Genomic DNA, 18,075 nt, shown 5'->3' with positions numbered 1-18,075 from the left:
CAAAATAACTCCTGAATTCAGGGGCTGAAGTCTTTAATTTAATTGAAGCTTGCAAGAAAATACATATGACAATAATCATGTTTTATGATCTTAAATAAGCAGAACTTTAATTTGAATATTAAAATAGTAGTTATGAGTGTCAGACATGGAGTACCCGTATCAGAGATAATGACCAAAGATTTAGTAGTATTAAATCTGAATGATGGTCTGGATAAAGCTGAGCATTTGTTTAAAGTACATTCTATTAGGCATATCCCGGTATTAGACGGAGATAAAATTGTGGGAATGTTGAGTTTAACAGATTTGCTAAGAATAAGTTTTGCAGATGGGGCCTATGAAGATGAAGAAAATATTGAAACTATAGTTTACAATATGTTCACCATTTCACAGGTTATGGCCAAGAATGTTGAAAGTGTAGCACCAAATACCACCGTAAAGGAAGTAGCTGAAGTATTGGCCGCCAAGGAATATCACGCATTGCCGGTTGTTGAGGACGAAAAATTAGTTGGTATTGTTACAACCACCGATTTAATTAACTACCTGCTTAAACAATATTAAGTGCTGGCAATTTTTGACAAGGCACTAATGGTAGCTGTGGGGTTTTGACTTTTGAAAACAAAACTCCCTGCTACTAGCACGTCCGCACCAGCCTCTGACAGTTGTTTTGCGTTGGCATCCGTAACACCCCCATCAATTTCTATCAGGGTTGTTGCCCCCTGATCCACGATCATTTTTTTTAATGCAATGACCTTCTTATACGTATTTTGAATAAAGGATTGTCCTCCAAACCCCGGATTTACACTCATTATACAAACCAGATCGATGTCGTTAATGGTCTCTTCCAGTAAATTAACACTACTATGAGGATTTAGCGCTACGCCAGCCTTCATTCCTGCAGCTTTTATTGCTTGTAAGGTTCTGTGTAAATGGGTACAGGCTTCGTAATGTACTGTTAAGACCGAAGCGCCGAGATCCGCAAAGGTTTTAATATACCTGTCAGGATCTACTATCATTAGATGCACATCCAATGGCTTAGTGGCATGTTTGGCGATAGCCTTGATTACCGGCATCCCATAAGAAATATTGGGAACGAACAGGCCGTCCATAATATCCAAATGATGCCAGGCTGCTTCACTTTGATTCACCATTTCGACATCTTTTTGCAAATTGCCAAAATCTGCGGCAAGTAAGGAAGGTGCAATTTTAATTTTACTCATCTCGGAAATCCAAATTTAGTAGGATACAAAAGTAATGAATTGATCTGGTTTACAATTTGCGAATTTATACAGTGCAATTAGGTAGTTAATCATTAATAGCAACTTTTTCAGCAATAACTTCCACCATTAAACAGGTGCAAATTGATGCTCCTTTGGTTTTTTCCAGATCTTCCATATCTGCAAGCGCTTCTTCCACCTCTTTAGTTGTTAAGTAGTTTTGAGCAACCAGTCTGGGCAGATAGTTATGAAAAAATGTCTTCGGCCATTGCCATATTCCATTCTGAGGCGTCGCAATTTTAGACATAGGACGAAATCCAACGACTTTCATCCCCATATCAATAAGAATTTGAGGTAAATGACGTCCAATGTCTATCTCCGCTTCAGAATCTTTAAAGCTTTTCAAGGCCATTGCAATGCCCTTAGAAAGAGCCTTTTTTTTGGGTTCAGTTTGTAAAGTAGACCAGTCGTAATATTCATGAATGACCATTTTACCACCTGGTTTCAGGGCGTTAAAAACTTTTCTGAGTACCTGCTCTGGTTGTGGCGACCATGCTAATCCCCAGCGGCAATACATGCCGTCTAAACTTAAAGGCTCTAGTTCCATGTCATCAAAATCTGATACGACAGCTTGGATATTTAAGTTTTGAGTTTGAGCAATCTGCTTTAAATGGCTGATATAATGTTCCGATCTGTCAATAGCCACTACCTTCCCCTCTTGCCCAACAATGAACGCCATTTCTGTTGAGCAATAACCAGGTCCACTACCAAGATCTAACAAAGTCTGGCCCGATCTGAAATTGGCAAGGCGCCATCCGGTCTGTGCTTCTTCCGCCCAAACCTGATGCTGTACCCCCAGCCGGAATAACTCTTCTTGATCTGTCCCTAGTATATATGAATTCTTTTCTTCCATCTGGCAATCTTCTGATATGTTACTTAAAATATGCTATGAGGTCACTTTCTGCTGCAATATACCCGAATGAATTCCAACTTTTACCACGTACTATATCCTCTAGTAATTCTTTAGATTTTTCTTTATCATTATTATAGAAGTACCAATTTGCCAATCCATATTTGGTGGCATCAGATGCCGCATTATCAGCAGTTGGATTAATCAGGTCCTCTATAGGGTGTAACCCTTTGTAGAATTTACATAAGTCGTAATAGTTGTGGTTTTCTATAATTTTGGCATCCTTCTTTATAGGTTCAAGGAGTTTACGGGCTTCCTCTTTGTTTCCAAGTCGCCTCTGTATCATATAGAGCCAATGAGTGCTCGAAACAACGTTGTCATCCTTAGTACCAGATTCCCTGCATTTTAGGTACGCTTTAAAGGCTTTTTCATAGTCGTGTCTTAAATAATAAGCCAGCCCGAGATGGTACCAAATGTTCCCGTGTAGGGTACTTACGGGAATATTCAGTGCATTGGGCATCCCATCTGGTTCTATCTCATTGTTGGTGCCCTTTATTAACTCTCCCGCTTTTTCCAGATCGGCTATTGCCTTTTGAAATTTTCGAAGTGAAATATAGCGATGACCTCGATGTCTGTAGAACCTTGCATCCTGAGGAAATTTATCAATGCCTTCCGAAAAAATATCAATGGCCAAGTCATAATTTCCTAAATATGCTGTTCGCCTGCCATACCAGATTATATTATCGGCATTTGGATTGGACTCATAGTGCTTTTTAGCCTCATGGAATTGCGTAATTAACTTTGCGGAAGGAGGTTCCACTTTATATTCTTTACCCAGGGGGGTATGAAATACAAATTGCTCTGGCAATTCTTTGGTGTCTGCAATTCTGGTCTGGCCATAGCAAACAGCAAATCCGCCTAGTAAAAGGGCCAGCAAAATGTTTAGCAGGGGCTTCATATTCCTTCTATGTGCTTCATTATAGGCACTTATTCCCCTTCAGTTTCCTTGCCTTTGTAAATCTCGTGATCTTCATCCCCACCTGATCTTAAATAGGCAAATAAATCAACAATTTCATTTTGACTTAATCTGTTTAAAAGGCCCGAAGGCATCGGGGAAATAGGGGAAGGTCCACGACTTTCTATATCAGATTTTGCCAAATTTATGGTATAGGCTTCATTAAAGGGGTTGGGAGCAAGCCGTATACTATCGCCCTGCTCAGATAACACTCTCCCGGCAATTTTCTTTCCGTTATTCATATTAAAAAGAGTGTTTGCGTACTGGTCTGAAATTTCGTCGTTAGGACTATAAATGGCAAATAACATATCATAGGCACCAAATTTTGAATGGGCCTGGGTAAGATCCGGTCCTGTGGCCCCACCTTCGCCACGCATTCGATGGCACAAAATACACATAGCTGCTTTATAGGCTCTTTCACCTGCAGCAATGTTTCCCTTATAATTATCCATACCCCCCCAGACAATATCGCCCATATCATTTCCGGAATACTGACCACCTGGGCCAATGGGTTGGGGTAGGTCTGCAACGGCTGTGGATGGCGAATAGGTGCCGGATATTTCCTCAAAATATGCCATTTCACTTTTTGGGATATTCGACATAGCTTTCAGTCTTACGTTTTCCATATAAGCTTTAAAACTCATCCCGCCTTTCGCCGCCAAAACATCGTAAAACCATAAGAAGTACTTTTCGCGTAATTCTTTGGTCCATCCTTCTTTTGCATGGCTCAGCAGCATACCGTAGTAGATGGCCTCACTAGGAGGCATTTTTTCGATGACCTCCCGGATTAACGGACCGTACTGCTCGCTTCTGAGAGTTGCTTCTTCTGAAAGCATTTCAACCCCTTCTGCCACCGTTTTCTCCTTGGTATGTTTGTCTAATAGAAGTACCAGCTGCTCAGTAACGCCTTCTGATTTTAGATAAAGCAATAATTGACCCAACTCTCTGTTTACCCGGTTATTGGCATGTGGGAAATAGGAATTTAGGTTGGCTGCAGTTTTTACACGATCATTTTCATTGGGTTCGCCCTGTCTTATAAATAGCAGGGCATAATTCCTGAGTAGACTAATTTTTTGGTAGTCCGATAGTTGCTCTAACTTTAGTTGATTTAGCTTGTTGAGAATACGACTCTGAAAATTTTTACTATCACTCCTGGCAAAAGCAATTCCCGCTTCAAGGGTTTTTGTGATATCGTTTTCTGCGAAAAAGCGATCCTGCCATAAGGCCAAAGGCTGTTGCTCCAATACAATTCGGGATGCATATCTGATAAACCTGTCCTCGTGTCCAAGGTGTTCCCAGGCTATTTTAACGGCTTCTTCAGAACGCCCTATATTATGATAATTTTCCAGACGATGTCTCAATGTTCGCAAGCTAGCAGCATCCTGGTTTTGAGTAATTTCAGAGTTTCCGTTATCCGTTCCTGTATATCTTAACCGGTAAAGACGAGAATCTAACCTTCTTCCACCCGTAGCAAAATACATATGACCATCCTTCCCTGCAATCATATCTGTCAAGGGCAGGGGAGTGCCAGATAAGAACTCCTCACGTTCGGCAGTGTAGCTACTTCCTTTGGGTTTCAGATTGGCAAAGTATACGGTTCCAAAGCTCCAATCCATTACAAACAAACCATTTTTGTATCTGGATGGGAAATTTAATTTGGCAGCACCAAGTACGGCTGTAGGCGATCCTTGTTCCAAATTATGTACGGCAGGAAGGTTGTCAGGATAATATTCCGGCCATTTACCAGATCCTGTACGCCAGCCGTATTCACTGGCGCTGGTTACATGGCAAATGCGGGTTGGCCGGTACCAGGGCATCCCTATATCCCATTCCATATCGGCGTCATAGGCAAATAACTCTCCGTCCTGGTTAAAGGCCATATCAAACGGATTGCGATAGCCGGCAGAAAGTATTTCCCATTCCTGGCCGTCGGGCTTAAATTTTGCAATCCACCCTCCTGGTGCCTTAATATCGTTGGCATGCCCCCTGGCATCCAGGTAAGGGGGAAATAAATTGTCCTCTCCCCATGTTGCGGGTAAACGGGTATTTTTTTTAAGTGGTTCGGGGATTTCAACATGGTTGCCGGCAATAAAGTAGATATAATCGCCCTCAGGGCCAAGAACAAAACTATGTGGTCCATGTTCTCCGGCTCCGTTAAGTTTTAACAGCAATTCTTGATTATCCAATTTGCCATCTCCATTGGTGTCTGTTAACTTATAAACACCACTACCAAATTCTTCTTCGTCCGGAACATCATCATCCCATCTTTTATTTACTGCAACAAAAAGGCTGTTATATGCCCATAATAAGCCATGCGCCTGCCCAATATCCAGGTTAACGCTATCTATGTCGGCTTTGGCGAGTACAGCTGCTTCTCCTGGTCTGTTAAATCGGTAAATTTTTCCATACTGGTCACAGGCATAGATCAGGTCATCAGGGCCATTTGCCAGTGCAACCCATGATCCCTGTTCATTTTCGCTAGGGCGATAAAGTTCATCGAGTACAAAGCCGTCTGGAATATCAAATGCAATTTCCGTTGTATTTTCTGAACCTTTTGCCTCTTTATCATTTGTGCAGGAAACGATTATAGCAATGCAAAGGATCAGGCAGCTAAAGGAGATTAATTTCTTAATTTTCATGTTGTTGTTCATTTCCATAAATATAGGGAATTGTTAATGAGAAATAATAGCAAAAAAAGTCATTATCTAATTGTGGAAATAGACGAAACATCCGGGAATGTAAAAATTTCATACAATAGGAAGTCTTCGAATAGCGTAGAAGTGAAGGTATATAAATGAAAAAACTCCGGTAATCAGCCGGAGTTTATTCATCAATCAAAAAACGAACAGTCATGATAACTGTTGTTACGGTTACAAATTACAAATTTTATACCATAAATCCAATTTATGGTTTATTTAACATGTAAAATTTCCCAGCAGTATTTAGCCGAGATAGGTCTTTAATATTTTACTTCTTGAGGTATGTTTTAACCTCCTGATAGCTTTTTCTTTTATCTGACGTACTCTTTCTCTTGTCAGGTCAAAGGTTTCTCCAATTTCTTCAAGAGTCATAGAATGCTGCCCTGCCAATCCAAAATACAACCGAATTACATCAGCTTCCCTTGGAGTTAGTGTTTCTAGCGCACGTTCTATTTCCGTTCTTAATGACTCGTGTAAAAGATCCTTGTCAGGATTTGGGGATTCTCCGCTGCGAAGAACATCATATAGGTTAGAATCTTCCCCATCTATTAGTGGAGCATCCATTGAGACGTGCCTTCCCGAATTTTTAAGGGATTGCTTAACATCTTCTACTGTCATATCTAATTCACGTGCAATTTCCTCGGCTGAGGGCATACGCTCATGTGCTTGCTCTAAGAAGGCAAAAGTTTTGTTGATCTTATTAATAGAACCAATCTTATTTAAAGGAAGTCGAACAATACGGGATTGTTCAGCCAAAGCCTGTAATATAGACTGTCTAATCCACCATACCGCATAGGATATAAACTTAAAACCTCTGGTTTCGTCAAAACGCTGAGCAGCTTTAATAAGTCCTAAATTACCTTCATTGATCAAATCAGGTAAGGTCAGGCCTTGATTTTGATATTGTTTCGCCACAGATACTACAAAACGCAAGTTGGCCTTTGTTAATTTCTCAAGAGCCACCTGATCGCCTGCTTTAATACGCTGCGCCAATTCAACTTCCTCATCGGCCGTAATAAGGTCTACCTTGCCAATTTCCTGCAAGTACTTATCCAGCGATGCTGTTTCCCTGTTGGTTACCTGTTTTGTAATCTTAAGTTGTCTCATCTAATTTCCTTTCTGTTAAGTTCAAAGTGCATAGACTGCATATACTTATACGTAAAAAACAACCAAATGTTACAAATAGGTTATGTTTTTTTGATTTTTATGTTAAAAAGCACAAAAAAACCCCTAAAATTAGGGGTTTTGAGAATTTAATTGATAAAAACAGCTTAATCTCTTCTTGGGTTTCTATCCCTGTTTCTGTCTCTGTTTCTATCTCTGTTTCGGTCATTTCTACCACGATCGCGGTCATTGCTGCGTGGTGGTCTTTCCTTATATCCTTCAGGTTTTGGTAAAAGGGCTTTTCTTGATACCTTTTCCTTTCTGGTTCTGGGGTCAGTACCCATATATTTAACATCAAATACATCTCCCATATTTACCACGTCAGAAACATTTTCTGTACGTTCCCAGGCCAATTCTGAAACATGGAGTAAAACCTCATTTCCAGGAGCCTCTGCATATTCTACCACTGCACCAAAATCTAGCATTTTTATGACTTTTACTTCATAAATGCTATCTCTTACAGGTTTAAAAGTAATAGAATCTATTTTAGCTAATACTGCATCAATACCTGACTGATCCGTACCCAATATCTCAACTAACCCTTCTTCAGTCACAGGATCTTCGTTGATAACAATGGTTGTTTTGGTCTCTTTTTGCAATTCCTGGATGACTTTACCACCTGGTCCTATAAGCGCACCAATGTATTCTCCCGGAATTGTGGTTGTAACCATTTTAGGCGCGTGAGCTTTGACGTCTGCATTTGGTTGAGAAATGGTATCTGTAAGTTTCTCCAGAATATGTAATCTCCCATCCCTTGCTTGTTTCAATGCCTTAACTAGAATTTCATAAGAAAGTCCCTTTACCTTTATATCCATTTGGCAGGCAGTAATACCGTCTGCTGTTCCTGTTACTTTGAAGTCCATATCTCCAAGGTGATCTTCATCTCCAAGAATATCGGAGAGGACAGCATATTTTCCACTATCAGCATCGGAAATTAATCCCATGGCGATACCAGAAACTGGTTTTACCAGCTGAACACCTGCATCCATTAATGCCATAGTCCCTGAACAAACTGTAGCCATAGAAGATGACCCGTTACTTTCAAGAACTTCAGAAACTACCCTTACTGTATAAGGACAATCCTCAGGTATCATGCCTTTAAGAGCTCTTTGCGCTAAATTTCCATGTCCGACTTCTCTCCTGGAAGTACCTCTTATAGGACGTGCTTCTCCGGTTGAAAATGGAGGGAAATTATAATGCAGATAAAAAGTCTCTTCTCCTTCATAAGAAGGCATATCTATCTGATTGGCTTCTCTGGAGGTACCTAGTGTTACAGTAGCAAGGGCCTGGGTTTCACCTCTGGTAAAGATGGCAGAACCGTGCGTAGAAGGTAAATAGTTTACCTCACACCAAATTGGTCTGATCTCATCGGTTTTTCTACCGTCCAAACGCAATCCTTCATTTAACGTCAGGTCTCTTACTGCGGCTTTTTCAGCTTTGTAGAAATACTTGGAAACCAAATCACCAACTTCTTCCAGTTCTTCTTCAGGAAAAGATGCTTTCACTTCTTCCTTGATCAAGGAAAAAGCTTCGCTTCTTTCGTGCTTTGCAGAACCGGCTTTGGCAATTGCATACACTTTGTCATAGGTAAGATCATGAACCTTTTTGGCAAGATCTTCATCTTCCGCTTCACCTTCATATTCCCTGACCTCTTTTTTACCGAATGCTTCGGCTAACCTGACCTGGGCGGCTACTTGTTCTTTAATGGCCTCATGGGCAAACTTAATAGCCTCAACCATTTCTTCTTCTGAAATTTCACCCATTTCACCTTCAACCATCATTACAGAATCTGCAGAGGCACCGATTACCATGTCGATGTCCGACTCCTCTAGCTGTGCTCTGGTTGGGTTGATAACAAACTGGCCATCTACTCTACCTACCCGGCACTCAGATATGGCACATTCAAACGGAAAGTCAGAAAGTTGAATTGCAGCAGATGCAGCCAATCCGGCCATTGCATCTGGCATAACATCTTCGTCATGAGACATTAATTGAATCATCACCTGAGTTTCAGAATGATAGTCTTTAGGAAATAGAGGGCGCAATACCCGGTCTACAAGGCGCATAGTAAGCACTTCCCCATCGCTGGGTCTTGCTTCCCGCTTAAAAAATCCACCGGGATAACGTCCGGAAGCCGCAAATTTTTCACGGTAATCAACAGTAAGTGGAAGAAAATCCACATCACTTTGTTTGTAATTGGAAACTACTGTACATAACAGCATACAATTTCCTGATTGGACAACAACAGAACCATGTGCCTGTTTTGCCAATTTTCCGGTTTCGATAGAAATTTCTCTACCGTCACCAAGGTCAATGACCTCTTTAAATGTTTTTGGAATCATAAATTTTAATTAGACTTTCGTCATGATAACGAAGTCGTTAAACAATGGTCTACCGCTTTACCGAACGGTCAGGGTTGTGTTGTTGTGTGTTGTTGACCAATGAAAAACTAGATGTGAGTGGCTGAAGACTTTCAACCGGAATAACTTCCGGTTAAAAAATAGTAAGGGCTGAAAAAGTTCAGCCCTTACTGTATTTATTTTCTGATATTCAATGTTTTTATAAGTTCCCTGTATTTTGCTATATCCTTATTCTTAAGATAATCTAACAGGCTTCTTCTTTTACCTACCAGTCTTACCAGGGAGCGTTCTGTATTATAGTCTTTTTGATTGTTTTTTAAATGTCCACTAAGATGATTTATCCTGTGAGTAAACAATGCAATCTGCCCTTCTGTAGAACCTGTGTTCTTTTCAGAGCCGCCGTGTTTTTTGAATATTTCGGCCTTTTTTTCACTTGTTAAATACATTCCAATATTAATTTTAATGATTTTTATGTATCTGATTGTTTTTCAACCAGGGCGCAAAGATAATAATATTTTTAGAATCTGCGTACATACATTTTTTTTTAGTTGTTGTTAAACCTTTTGGGTTACGGACGGTCATAGAAGAACAAACTTTAAAAAATTACAATTATGAAAAAGTGTATTAAAGGAACGAAATTATTTGCCACATTGTTCTTCGGCGCCCTATTGATTTTCTCTTGTGATAAAAATGAAACAGACCAGGAGGCTATAGAGGTAGAGGAGACTTTTGATGTTGCTGAGCTTAAAGCTAGTGATGAATCGGAGCTAATTTCAGAGGAAGTGCTGAATATTGCAGAAGATGTATATGCTACGGATGAAATTTCGGCAACGTCTAAGAGTTTTTATACTTCAGATTATTTGCCAGATTGTGTAACTATTACAACTGTAATAACAAGTACATCAAAGGAGAAAACCATAGATTTTGGAGATGGATGCGAATTGCCTAATGGAAATGTCTTGAGTGGAATCATTTATTTAAGTTATTTAAAAGACATGGATCTTGCTTCAAATACCTTAAGCCTTGATCTTGAAAATTTTGTTTTCAATGGTGTGGCAGTTGAGGGTAGTGCTTCTGTTGTAAGGATGAGGTCTAATGCTGATGGAAATCCACAATCTGATGCTGTTGCCGGATTCAATGCTGTATGGCCCGATGGATCCACAGCTAGTTTTACAGGAAATAGAACCAGAGAGTGGGTAGAAGGATTCGGTACAGGCTTCTGGGGAGATAATGTTGTACTTATTTCAGGGCAGGGTACTTATACTGGAAAGTTAGGAAATGTCTTTATGAAGGAGACGATTACTCCCTTACGCCGCGAATTTGCCTGTAGGTTTATCGTTAGTGGTATACTGGAAATTTCGAGAAATGATGCCACTGCAAGTTTAGATTTTGGAGATGGTAGTTGTGATGCAATTGGGATATTAACCCAACCCGATGGAAGTTCCAAAGAGATATTTCTAAGAAGGTTCTTTGATTAAGATATAATCAGGCCATTTAATAAACAATTAAGTTGTCATTGCGAGTCCCGCCCCTGGCGGGACGAAGCAATCTTTTAAATTCTGAGAGAATTAATGAGATTACTTCACTACCTTAGTAATGACGGCCAGATAATTATTAAATGGCTTGTTTTATTTCCTAATGGGATTGTTCTCTATAAGATCGATATAGAGATTAATTTTTGTTTTGAGTTCCTTTCTATGGGTGATAAAATCTAAGAAGCCATGTTCCAAAACAAATTCTGCTGTTTGAAAACCTTCAGGTAGTTCCTTTCCGGTAGCTTCTTTAACTACTCGGGGTCCGGCAAATCCAATAAGAGCACCAGGTTCTGAAATATTAATATCTCCGAGCATAGCATATGAAGCCGTTGTACCGCCTGTTGTCGGGTCTGTGCAAAGAGAGATATAAGGAACTTTTATCTCAGCCAGTTGCGCTAACTTCGCCGAAGTCTTTGCCAGTTGCATGAGAGATAGAGCGGCCTCCATCATTCTTGCACCTCCTGATTTGGAAATCATTACAAATGGAATTTTATTTTTGATGGAATAATCTATAGCCCGGGCAATTTTCTCTCCTACCACACTACCCATAGAACCACCAATAAAACTAAAATCCATACAGGCCACAACAAGGTCTTTCCCCAAAGATTTACCAACCGCCGTTTTTACGGCATCTTTTAATCCGGTTTTTTTCTGTGCTGCTTTTAAACGGTCTGAGTATTTTTTGGTATCTACAAACTTAAGAGGGTCTTTGGAGGTTAATTTTGCATCCAATTCCTTAAAAGTGTTATCATCAAAAAGTATTTCCAAATATTCCTTACTGCCGATACGTACGTGGTAGTCATCTTCAGGACTTACATAGAAGTTTTTTGCCAATTCATCAGATTCTACGATCTTACCAGTCGGGGATTTATACCATAATCCTTTAGGCGTGTCCTTTTTTTGCTCGGTAGATGTCTGAATTCCCTTTTCTTTTCTCTTAAACCACAACGACATAGATTCCGTATTATCTTCAGTTAAATTTTCCAAACTACTTACAAGGTATTAACATTATTTAAATCTTCAAACGCTTTTTTTAATCTAGCGACAAAAGTTTTCTCACCTTCCCTAAGCCATACCCTGGGATCGTAGTTCTTTTTATTGGGTTGGTCTGCTCCCTCAGGATTACCAATTTGTGCCTGTAAATAGGCATTCTTGTCTTGCACATAATCCCTTACTCCTTCCATAAAAGCATACTGTAGATCTGTGTCGATGTTCATTTTAATTACCCCGTAACCAATAGCTTCTCTTATTTCTTCAACCGTTGAGCCCGATCCTCCGTGAAATACAAAGTCGATATGATTATTTTCCACCCCATACTTGTCCGTAATGAATTCCTGTGAATTCTTAAGGATCTTTGGAGTGAGTTTAACATTGCCTGGCTTATACACCCCATGAACATTTCCGAATGCTGCAGCAATTGTAAACCTGGGGCTCACTTTAGACAATTCTTCATAAGCATAGGCAACCTCTTCTGGTTGAGTGTATAACTTAGAGTCATCAACATCAGTATTATCCACACCATCTTCTTCGCCTCCGGTAATCCCCAATTCTATTTCCAGGGTCATATCCATTTTGCTCATTCTTGCAAGATATTCTTTGCAAATGGCGATATTTTCTTCGATCGGTTCTTCTGAAAGATCAATCATATGAGAGCTGAAGAGCGATTTGCCAGTTGCCGCATAATGCGCCTCACTGGCAGCTAATAGGCCATCTATCCAAGGTAATAATTTCTTAGCACAATGATCTGTATGTAGTATAACAACAGCGCCATAGGCTTCGGCCAATTGATGTATGTGTTTAGCTCCTGCAACAGCCCCTAAAATTGCTGCTTGCTGGCCGTCATTTGACAATGCTTTACCTGCATTAAATTGTGCTCCTCCATTAGAGAATTGAATAATTACAGGGGAATTTAAGGCTGCAGCCGTTTCCAAAACTCCATTGATAGTATTGGAACCGATGACGTTTACTGCCGGAAGGGCAAACCCCTTCTCCTTGGCATAATTAAAAATTTTCTGGACATCATCACCCGTGGCAACGCCAGGTGTTATATTATGAGACATAGCTTTGTGGTCTAAAGGTTTGATTTTCGAATTTGGGCAAAAGTAATAAAATAAGTTAGGTTAAAAAGGATAATTTATTCCAATTTGAAGCTTCCCATTTGCAAAATTATAATCCCTAAACCATCTTTTAGAAAGTTCTTCGGCCGGGTTGTAGGTCTTAAAACCATAATCTACACGGAATACAAAATAGGTGAAATCGTATCGAAGTCCAAGACCTGTACCCAATGCAATATCCCTTAACGACTCAAATCCACTGAAAACAGCATCGGGGTCATCCTCGCTGTCCCAAACATTCCATATATTGCCGGCATCCGCAAAAATTGCGCCTTTCACATCTCCTGCTATTGGAAATCTGTACTCCAGGTTGAATGCAATCTTAAGATTAGCTTCATTAAAATCGTTGATGTTCTGAGTTCTACCCGGACCCAGAGAATAAGGGTTCCAGGCTCTGTTATCATTAGAGCCTCCGGCAAAATAACTTCTTGTAAACGGGATGTTGTTAGAGTTGCCATAGGGGATAGCAATACCAAAGAAACCCCTAAAAGCTAGAACATCTGTGCGGGATAATCCCCAGTGTTTAATAAAATCGAATTCCGTTTTAATATATTGCGAATAGGGTACACCAAAAACAAGGCGGTCCTGATTTTCGTTTTCATTAAATGGGAAAATCCGTGATAATCCTGAAAGTAAGTTTCCGGCACTTTCTAACTTAAATCTGAATTGATAAAAATCGTTGTCGTTTAAATCTATCCTGTTGGTTTTGTTCAGGGAATAATTACTGGCAAAAATCAGGTTATTTTCGGTTAGACGCTGGCGTCTTTCTTCAATCCTGCTCACTTCCCTGAAATCTTCTGTGTTAGAAGGAACCTCCCTGTTTAGAATGGCATTGGTAAAACCCGTAGTACCTTCGGGTATTATGAGTTGGAGTGCATCTGAAGTATTATTTACGCTCTCGTAAAAGTCTGCAAGACTGGCATTGCCCTCATAACTATCTGCTATGTCGTCCAGGCTGCTATACGTACTTTGATAGACATTAAAAAACCTGTCTGGGTTAACATTTCTGACATACTGAATATTCAGCAGTTCCAGGGTGTTCTTTTTAAAATCTGAAGGAGTCCAATTATAACCCAGGACAGTATTAAACGTTTGCTTGTCTAATCCTATGTTTTTTTGAAAGCTTGTACCAGCCGAGACCCTGGTCTTAGGGAGCATATAATAGGGTATGATTTGCTTTGTATTGATAAAAGGAAACCAGATCCTTGGAAATGTCAGATTAATATCTCCGCCAATTTCTGAAAAGAAGTCATCCGGTAAAGAATCGTCACTCAATAACCCAAAGGTGCCTCCTGCCGAAATACTTAATGTTTCGGCACCTCCAAATACATTCCTGGTCATTAGCGAAGAACTAAAGCCAATGCCAAGGCGCTGAATATTGGAGTGGGTAATGTCGAAATCAACACCCAGGGAATATTTTGGTCTGGGTGCCAGATAAATATTTGAGGTCAGTTTTGTCTGAGTTGGGTCTTCCAGAAGTTCAATATTCGGATATTTGAAGGTATTTAAATTGCTTATCTGCCTATATGTTCTGAGTCTGTCTATATCCCTGTAGATACTGTCTTTCTCCAGAAAAATAGCATCTGTTAATGCCTTTGGCTTATATCTTAATTTACCTTTGTAATAAATGGTGTAATTCTCAAATTCTACAGACGATAATTCATTGATGTTGTCATTGTAATTATGATCTGCGAAAATATTTACCTTATCAAAACGATGCACTTTATAGGCTCCGGTGGTCAGTGCACTATCCCCTCTTAATCTTATGTTCTCAATATTTAATTCCACACTCATTTTCTGATCATCTCTGCCAGAGGTAGTATCTCTTAAAATGTCGTAAGTGATAGAGCTTTCCTGAAAATTAAATACTCCAGAATTCCGAAACAAAGCTGTCAGACGTTCTCTTTCATTGTTGAAGTCTGTCAGATCAAATTGTTTATTCTTTTTTATAAAGGAATCTGCTCTGTTTAGTTCGTATAAAGAATCAATTGCAACTGAGGCTATTTTTTTGGAAACGGTATCTATCACATAGGGCTTGCCCAAAGAAATTTTGTAATTTATTTCTGCCCTTTGCCTACGCCTGGTACTATCTATTTCATAGGTGGTATTATTGTTAAAGTACCCTTTGCTGCCATAATAGGCACTGAGTCTCTGTAGAGATTTTCGGGTTCTTGAAGTATCTATTACAACCGGTGCTTCGCCAATGTTTTTTAGCCATTCGCTATACCCTTTTACCATAAAAGATTCGCCCAACCTGTTCACCTGTTTTTGGGAAAGTAGGTTAGACCAGCGCTGTTCTCTTTTTTCTTTTTTGTGCAACCATGCCTGAAATGAGGAATCCGGGTCTTTTTTTGCCAGATTATATAAGTTTAATCTCAATGGATAGCCCAACAAAGTGCTATTGGGTTTTTGAACTATCAGGCTGTGAATATCATCATCAATAACTTTCTGATCATTGGCATAAATGTTATTTCCGGTAAGAAGTAATTCGTCCTCGTCTACCCGTTTAAGCGCGTTACAAGAGCTGATTATGACTGCTAGCAATAATAAACCTATTTTTGCTATACTCTTTTCATAACTCAAAAGGGTGTTCATAGAAGCCAAAAATACATTATTTGAATGGTTGTTAAAAGTCAAATAAAATTTATAAAAAGCTTACAGCAAAAAAAATACCGAAGTCGGCATAAAATGTTCGTTGCCGAAGGAATTAAGACCGTTCGGGAGCTTTTAATGTCTAATTACAAGGAACATGCCATTTATAGTACCGATCCCGATTTATATTCAGATTTGGGATTTAATTGTCACCATATAAGTGCACCGGAATTGAAGCAGATGAGTGGCTTTAAAAATCCTAATACGGTATTGGGAGTCTTTCATATCCCTGAGAAGGTTGAATTTGAATTTAAAGATTGGGTAATTGCCCTGGATGGTATCAATGATCCCGGAAATTTTGGAACTATCATCAGGTTGTGCGATTGGTTTGGTGTAAAACAAATTCTGTGTTCGGAAGATACCGTAGATTGCTATAATCCTAAAGTGTTGCAGGCATCTATGGGATCTATTGCCAGGGTTAATATTACCTATGTAAACCTGAATGATACATTAAGTGAGAGCCAATTGCCGGTTTATGGGGCCTTTATGGACGGAGAAGTGGTCTATGGAGAACAACTGCCTAAAGCAGGTATTTTGGTAATGGGAAATGAGGCCAACGGAATATCGGAAGTTGTCTCTTCTGAGATAACAACCAAAATAAGTATCCCCCAATTTGGTAAAAAAACCACCGAGAGTTTAAACGTTGGAACAGCAACGGCTATATTATTAAACGAGATTAGGAGGGGGTCTATAAGCAATTAGCAATTAGCAATTAACAATTAACAATAATCAGTAATCAGTAAACAGTAATCAGTAAGCTACAAACCGTGATTCAACAATTGTATGGGCGCTGCAGCACTTACCATATTATTAAACTGAATAGTGGTCCTTACTACAATTGAGATTATCCTTATTCAAAGGTGAAATTTATGAATATCCCTCTGGTTCTAAGGGCATCTATATTGCCTGTCCAGGGGCTATTTGGATCGTTATCAGGTACCAATTCGTCTGATATGGCGAAAACACCTCGTATAGATGGGGAGAACTTAAAATACTCCGTGTAGAAATCAATTCCAAAACCCAATTCGTAATTGTAGACATTCTTTTTCATTCTAAAGGTTCCGCTACTATTATCATCAAGTGCATCCTGGTTAGCGCCAAGATTCATGGCAGTTCCTACTCCACCTATTATAAAGGGTTTCCAGTTTCCAAATCTTCGGGCACTCGCTTTTATTAACAAGGGGAAATTAATATAGGTAGATTTAACTTCTCTTATTGCATCATTTTCCTCCGAGAAACCAGGAAATCCCAGCGTACGCTGAGTATAGAATAACCCGGGTTCAAATCGCAGGTCTAAAAATTCATTAATCCGCATTTCACCAATAAGCCCTACATTAAACCCAAGAGACTTGTCGACCAGGATATCTTCCAGGTCATTTACGTAATCATACTTAAAATCGTACTGATTAAACCCAAGATAATATCCCCAGTTGAGAAATGCCTTGTCCTCATTTTCAAGATTGATGATCGGCTTTTCCTTGAATTGGGCAGTACCCATATGTCCACTTAGTAAAAGTGATGCTACCAAAAGAAAAATTATTTTTTTCATCTGTTGATATCCATTTTCTGTAAATAGGTGAGGTATCTTTCGCCTACAGGGTTTATGATTAGAACCATATAATGGTGGCTATTATGAATCTAGCTCCTTTAAATCATTTATTTTATAGCCACATATATAGATGCTACCCCAAATGTCTGGGGTTTGTTCTCCATAGCTATAAACCCGATTTTTCCTAAAATATTGTTGAAATCTTTCCCATGTGGGAAAACTGCTGCGGATTCGCTGAGATAGGTATATGCAGATCTGTCTTTAGAAAAGAGTTTGCCTATAACGGGAAGTATGTATTTTGTGTAAAAATGATAACCTTGTTTGAAGGGGGTTTTTACCGGAACAGACGTTTCTAGTACAACAAGAGTGCCACCGGGTTTTAATACTCTGTAAATCTCAGACAGCCCTTTTTCAAGGTTTTCAAAATTTCGGACACCAAATGCCACGGTAACGGCGTCGAAGTGCTGGGCAGGAAATTGCAAATTTTCGCTATCCCCAACTATCATTTCAACGGTATTTTGAAGCTTTTTTTCAATTACTTTTTTCTTCCCAACCTGAAGCATCCCCGGAGAAATATCCAATCCCACAATTTTATGAGCTCCTGTGGCCGTTAAATTGATTGCCAGATCGCCGGTTCCTGTAGCGATGTCTAAAATAGTAGCCGGCTTTTTATCCTTTAAAATTGAAACCACCCGCTTTCGCCATTTAACATCAATACCGAAAGATATTACCCTGTTGAGGCCATCATAATTATCAGAAATGGCATCGAACATTTTTGTTACCTGCTCTTTCTTTCCTAGTTCTGAGTCTTTATAAGGGGTTACCTTTTTGGTCATATGCAAAATTTTGGCAAAGATACTTTA

Annotated in this window: 15 protein-coding genes; 3 read left to right on the top strand and 12 right to left on the bottom strand. The window is 39.5% G+C overall.

All coding sequences use genetic code 11. The annotated features are described in order from the left end of the window. Positions 1–132 precede the first annotated feature (132 nt). On the top strand, positions 133–558 hold the full coding sequence (locus J1G40_RS15595; RefSeq protein WP_265243590.1) for a CBS domain-containing protein: 426 nt from the start codon (positions 133–135) through the stop codon (positions 556–558). Here J1G40_RS15595 and rpe read toward each other — a convergent pair. The 7 genes from rpe to rpsO form a co-directional block, all read right to left on the bottom strand. Next, positions 555–1,217: a ribulose-phosphate 3-epimerase gene (rpe, locus tag J1G40_RS15590; RefSeq protein ID WP_265243589.1), complete on the bottom strand. Its 663-nt coding sequence runs from the start codon at positions 1,215–1,217 to the stop codon at positions 555–557. The two genes, J1G40_RS15595 and rpe, sit on opposite strands and share 4 nt — an antisense overlap. Before the next feature lie 85 nt (positions 1,218–1,302). Beyond that, positions 1,303–2,127 (bottom strand): class I SAM-dependent methyltransferase, encoded by an 825-nt coding sequence (locus J1G40_RS15585; RefSeq protein ID WP_265243588.1) that lies wholly within the window; start codon positions 2,125–2,127, stop codon positions 1,303–1,305. Positions 2,128–2,146: 19 nt separating this feature from the next. Beyond that, the gene (locus J1G40_RS15580) at positions 2,147–3,082 is read right to left on the bottom strand and encodes a tetratricopeptide repeat protein (protein ID WP_265243587.1); all 936 of its coding nucleotides are present in this window, start codon (positions 3,080–3,082) and stop codon (positions 2,147–2,149) included. Positions 3,083–3,111: 29 nt separating this feature from the next. After that, positions 3,112–5,790 carry a c-type cytochrome gene (locus tag J1G40_RS15575; protein ID WP_265243586.1) on the bottom strand — a complete coding sequence of 893 codons (2,679 nt, stop codon included), beginning with the start codon at positions 5,788–5,790 and terminating at the stop codon, positions 3,112–3,114. Positions 5,791–6,081: 291 nt separating this feature from the next. Beyond that, positions 6,082–6,945 carry an RNA polymerase sigma factor RpoD/SigA gene (locus tag J1G40_RS15570; protein WP_265243585.1) on the bottom strand — a complete coding sequence of 288 codons (864 nt, stop codon included), beginning with the start codon at positions 6,943–6,945 and terminating at the stop codon, positions 6,082–6,084. A 164-nt stretch (positions 6,946–7,109) separates the two neighbouring features. Then, entirely contained in the window at positions 7,110–9,344 is a 2,235-nt protein-coding gene (locus tag J1G40_RS15565) for a polyribonucleotide nucleotidyltransferase (RefSeq protein WP_265243584.1), read from the bottom strand. A 194-nt stretch (positions 9,345–9,538) separates the two neighbouring features. After that, a complete protein-coding gene (gene rpsO, locus J1G40_RS15560) occupies positions 9,539–9,808 on the bottom strand; it encodes a 30S ribosomal protein S15 (protein ID WP_265243583.1) in 270 nt (89 codons plus the stop codon). 165 nt (positions 9,809–9,973) lie between these two features. On the opposite strand from rpsO, the gene J1G40_RS15555 reads away from it, so the two are divergent. Then, positions 9,974–10,840 carry a hypothetical protein gene (locus J1G40_RS15555; RefSeq protein ID WP_265243582.1) on the top strand — a complete coding sequence of 289 codons (867 nt, stop codon included), beginning with the start codon at positions 9,974–9,976 and terminating at the stop codon, positions 10,838–10,840. A 150-nt stretch (positions 10,841–10,990) separates the two neighbouring features. Here the strand turns inward: J1G40_RS15555 and accD are convergent, their stop codons facing one another. From accD to J1G40_RS15540, 3 genes are read right to left on the bottom strand one after another with little or no spacing between them, the layout of a single operon-like run. Continuing rightward, positions 10,991–11,851 (bottom strand): acetyl-CoA carboxylase, carboxyltransferase subunit beta, encoded by an 861-nt coding sequence (gene accD / locus J1G40_RS15550; protein ID WP_265243605.1) that lies wholly within the window; start codon positions 11,849–11,851, stop codon positions 10,991–10,993. 38 nt (positions 11,852–11,889) lie between these two features. Then, positions 11,890–12,957: a class II fructose-bisphosphate aldolase gene (gene fbaA / locus J1G40_RS15545; RefSeq protein WP_265243581.1), complete on the bottom strand. Its 1,068-nt coding sequence runs from the start codon at positions 12,955–12,957 to the stop codon at positions 11,890–11,892. Between the two features lie 60 nt (positions 12,958–13,017). Beyond that, positions 13,018–15,606 (bottom strand): outer membrane protein assembly factor, encoded by a 2,589-nt coding sequence (locus tag J1G40_RS15540; RefSeq protein ID WP_265243580.1) that lies wholly within the window; start codon positions 15,604–15,606, stop codon positions 13,018–13,020. A gap of 24 nt (positions 15,607–15,630) precedes the next feature. Between J1G40_RS15540 and J1G40_RS15535 the strand changes: the two genes are divergently transcribed. Then, a complete protein-coding gene (locus J1G40_RS15535; RefSeq protein WP_265243579.1) occupies positions 15,631–16,365 on the top strand; it encodes a TrmH family RNA methyltransferase in 735 nt (244 codons plus the stop codon). Positions 16,366–16,513: 148 nt separating this feature from the next. Here J1G40_RS15535 and J1G40_RS15530 read toward each other — a convergent pair whose 3' ends face one another. Further along, complete coding sequence (locus J1G40_RS15530) at positions 16,514–17,212, bottom strand: porin family protein (RefSeq protein WP_265243578.1); 699 nt, start codon at positions 17,210–17,212, stop codon at positions 16,514–16,516. Positions 17,213–17,319: 107 nt separating this feature from the next. After that, complete coding sequence (ubiE, locus tag J1G40_RS15525; protein ID WP_265243577.1) at positions 17,320–18,048, bottom strand: bifunctional demethylmenaquinone methyltransferase/2-methoxy-6-polyprenyl-1,4-benzoquinol methylase UbiE; 729 nt, start codon at positions 18,046–18,048, stop codon at positions 17,320–17,322. Positions 18,049–18,075: the final 27 nt, after the last annotated feature.

The organism is Muriicola sp. Z0-33, assembly GCF_026126425.1.
Classification (GTDB): Bacteria; Bacteroidota; Bacteroidia; order Flavobacteriales; family Flavobacteriaceae; genus JAFMPW01.
The sequence above is the reverse complement of the archived record's forward strand: the minus strand, read 5'-3'. Positions and strand labels throughout refer to the sequence as shown.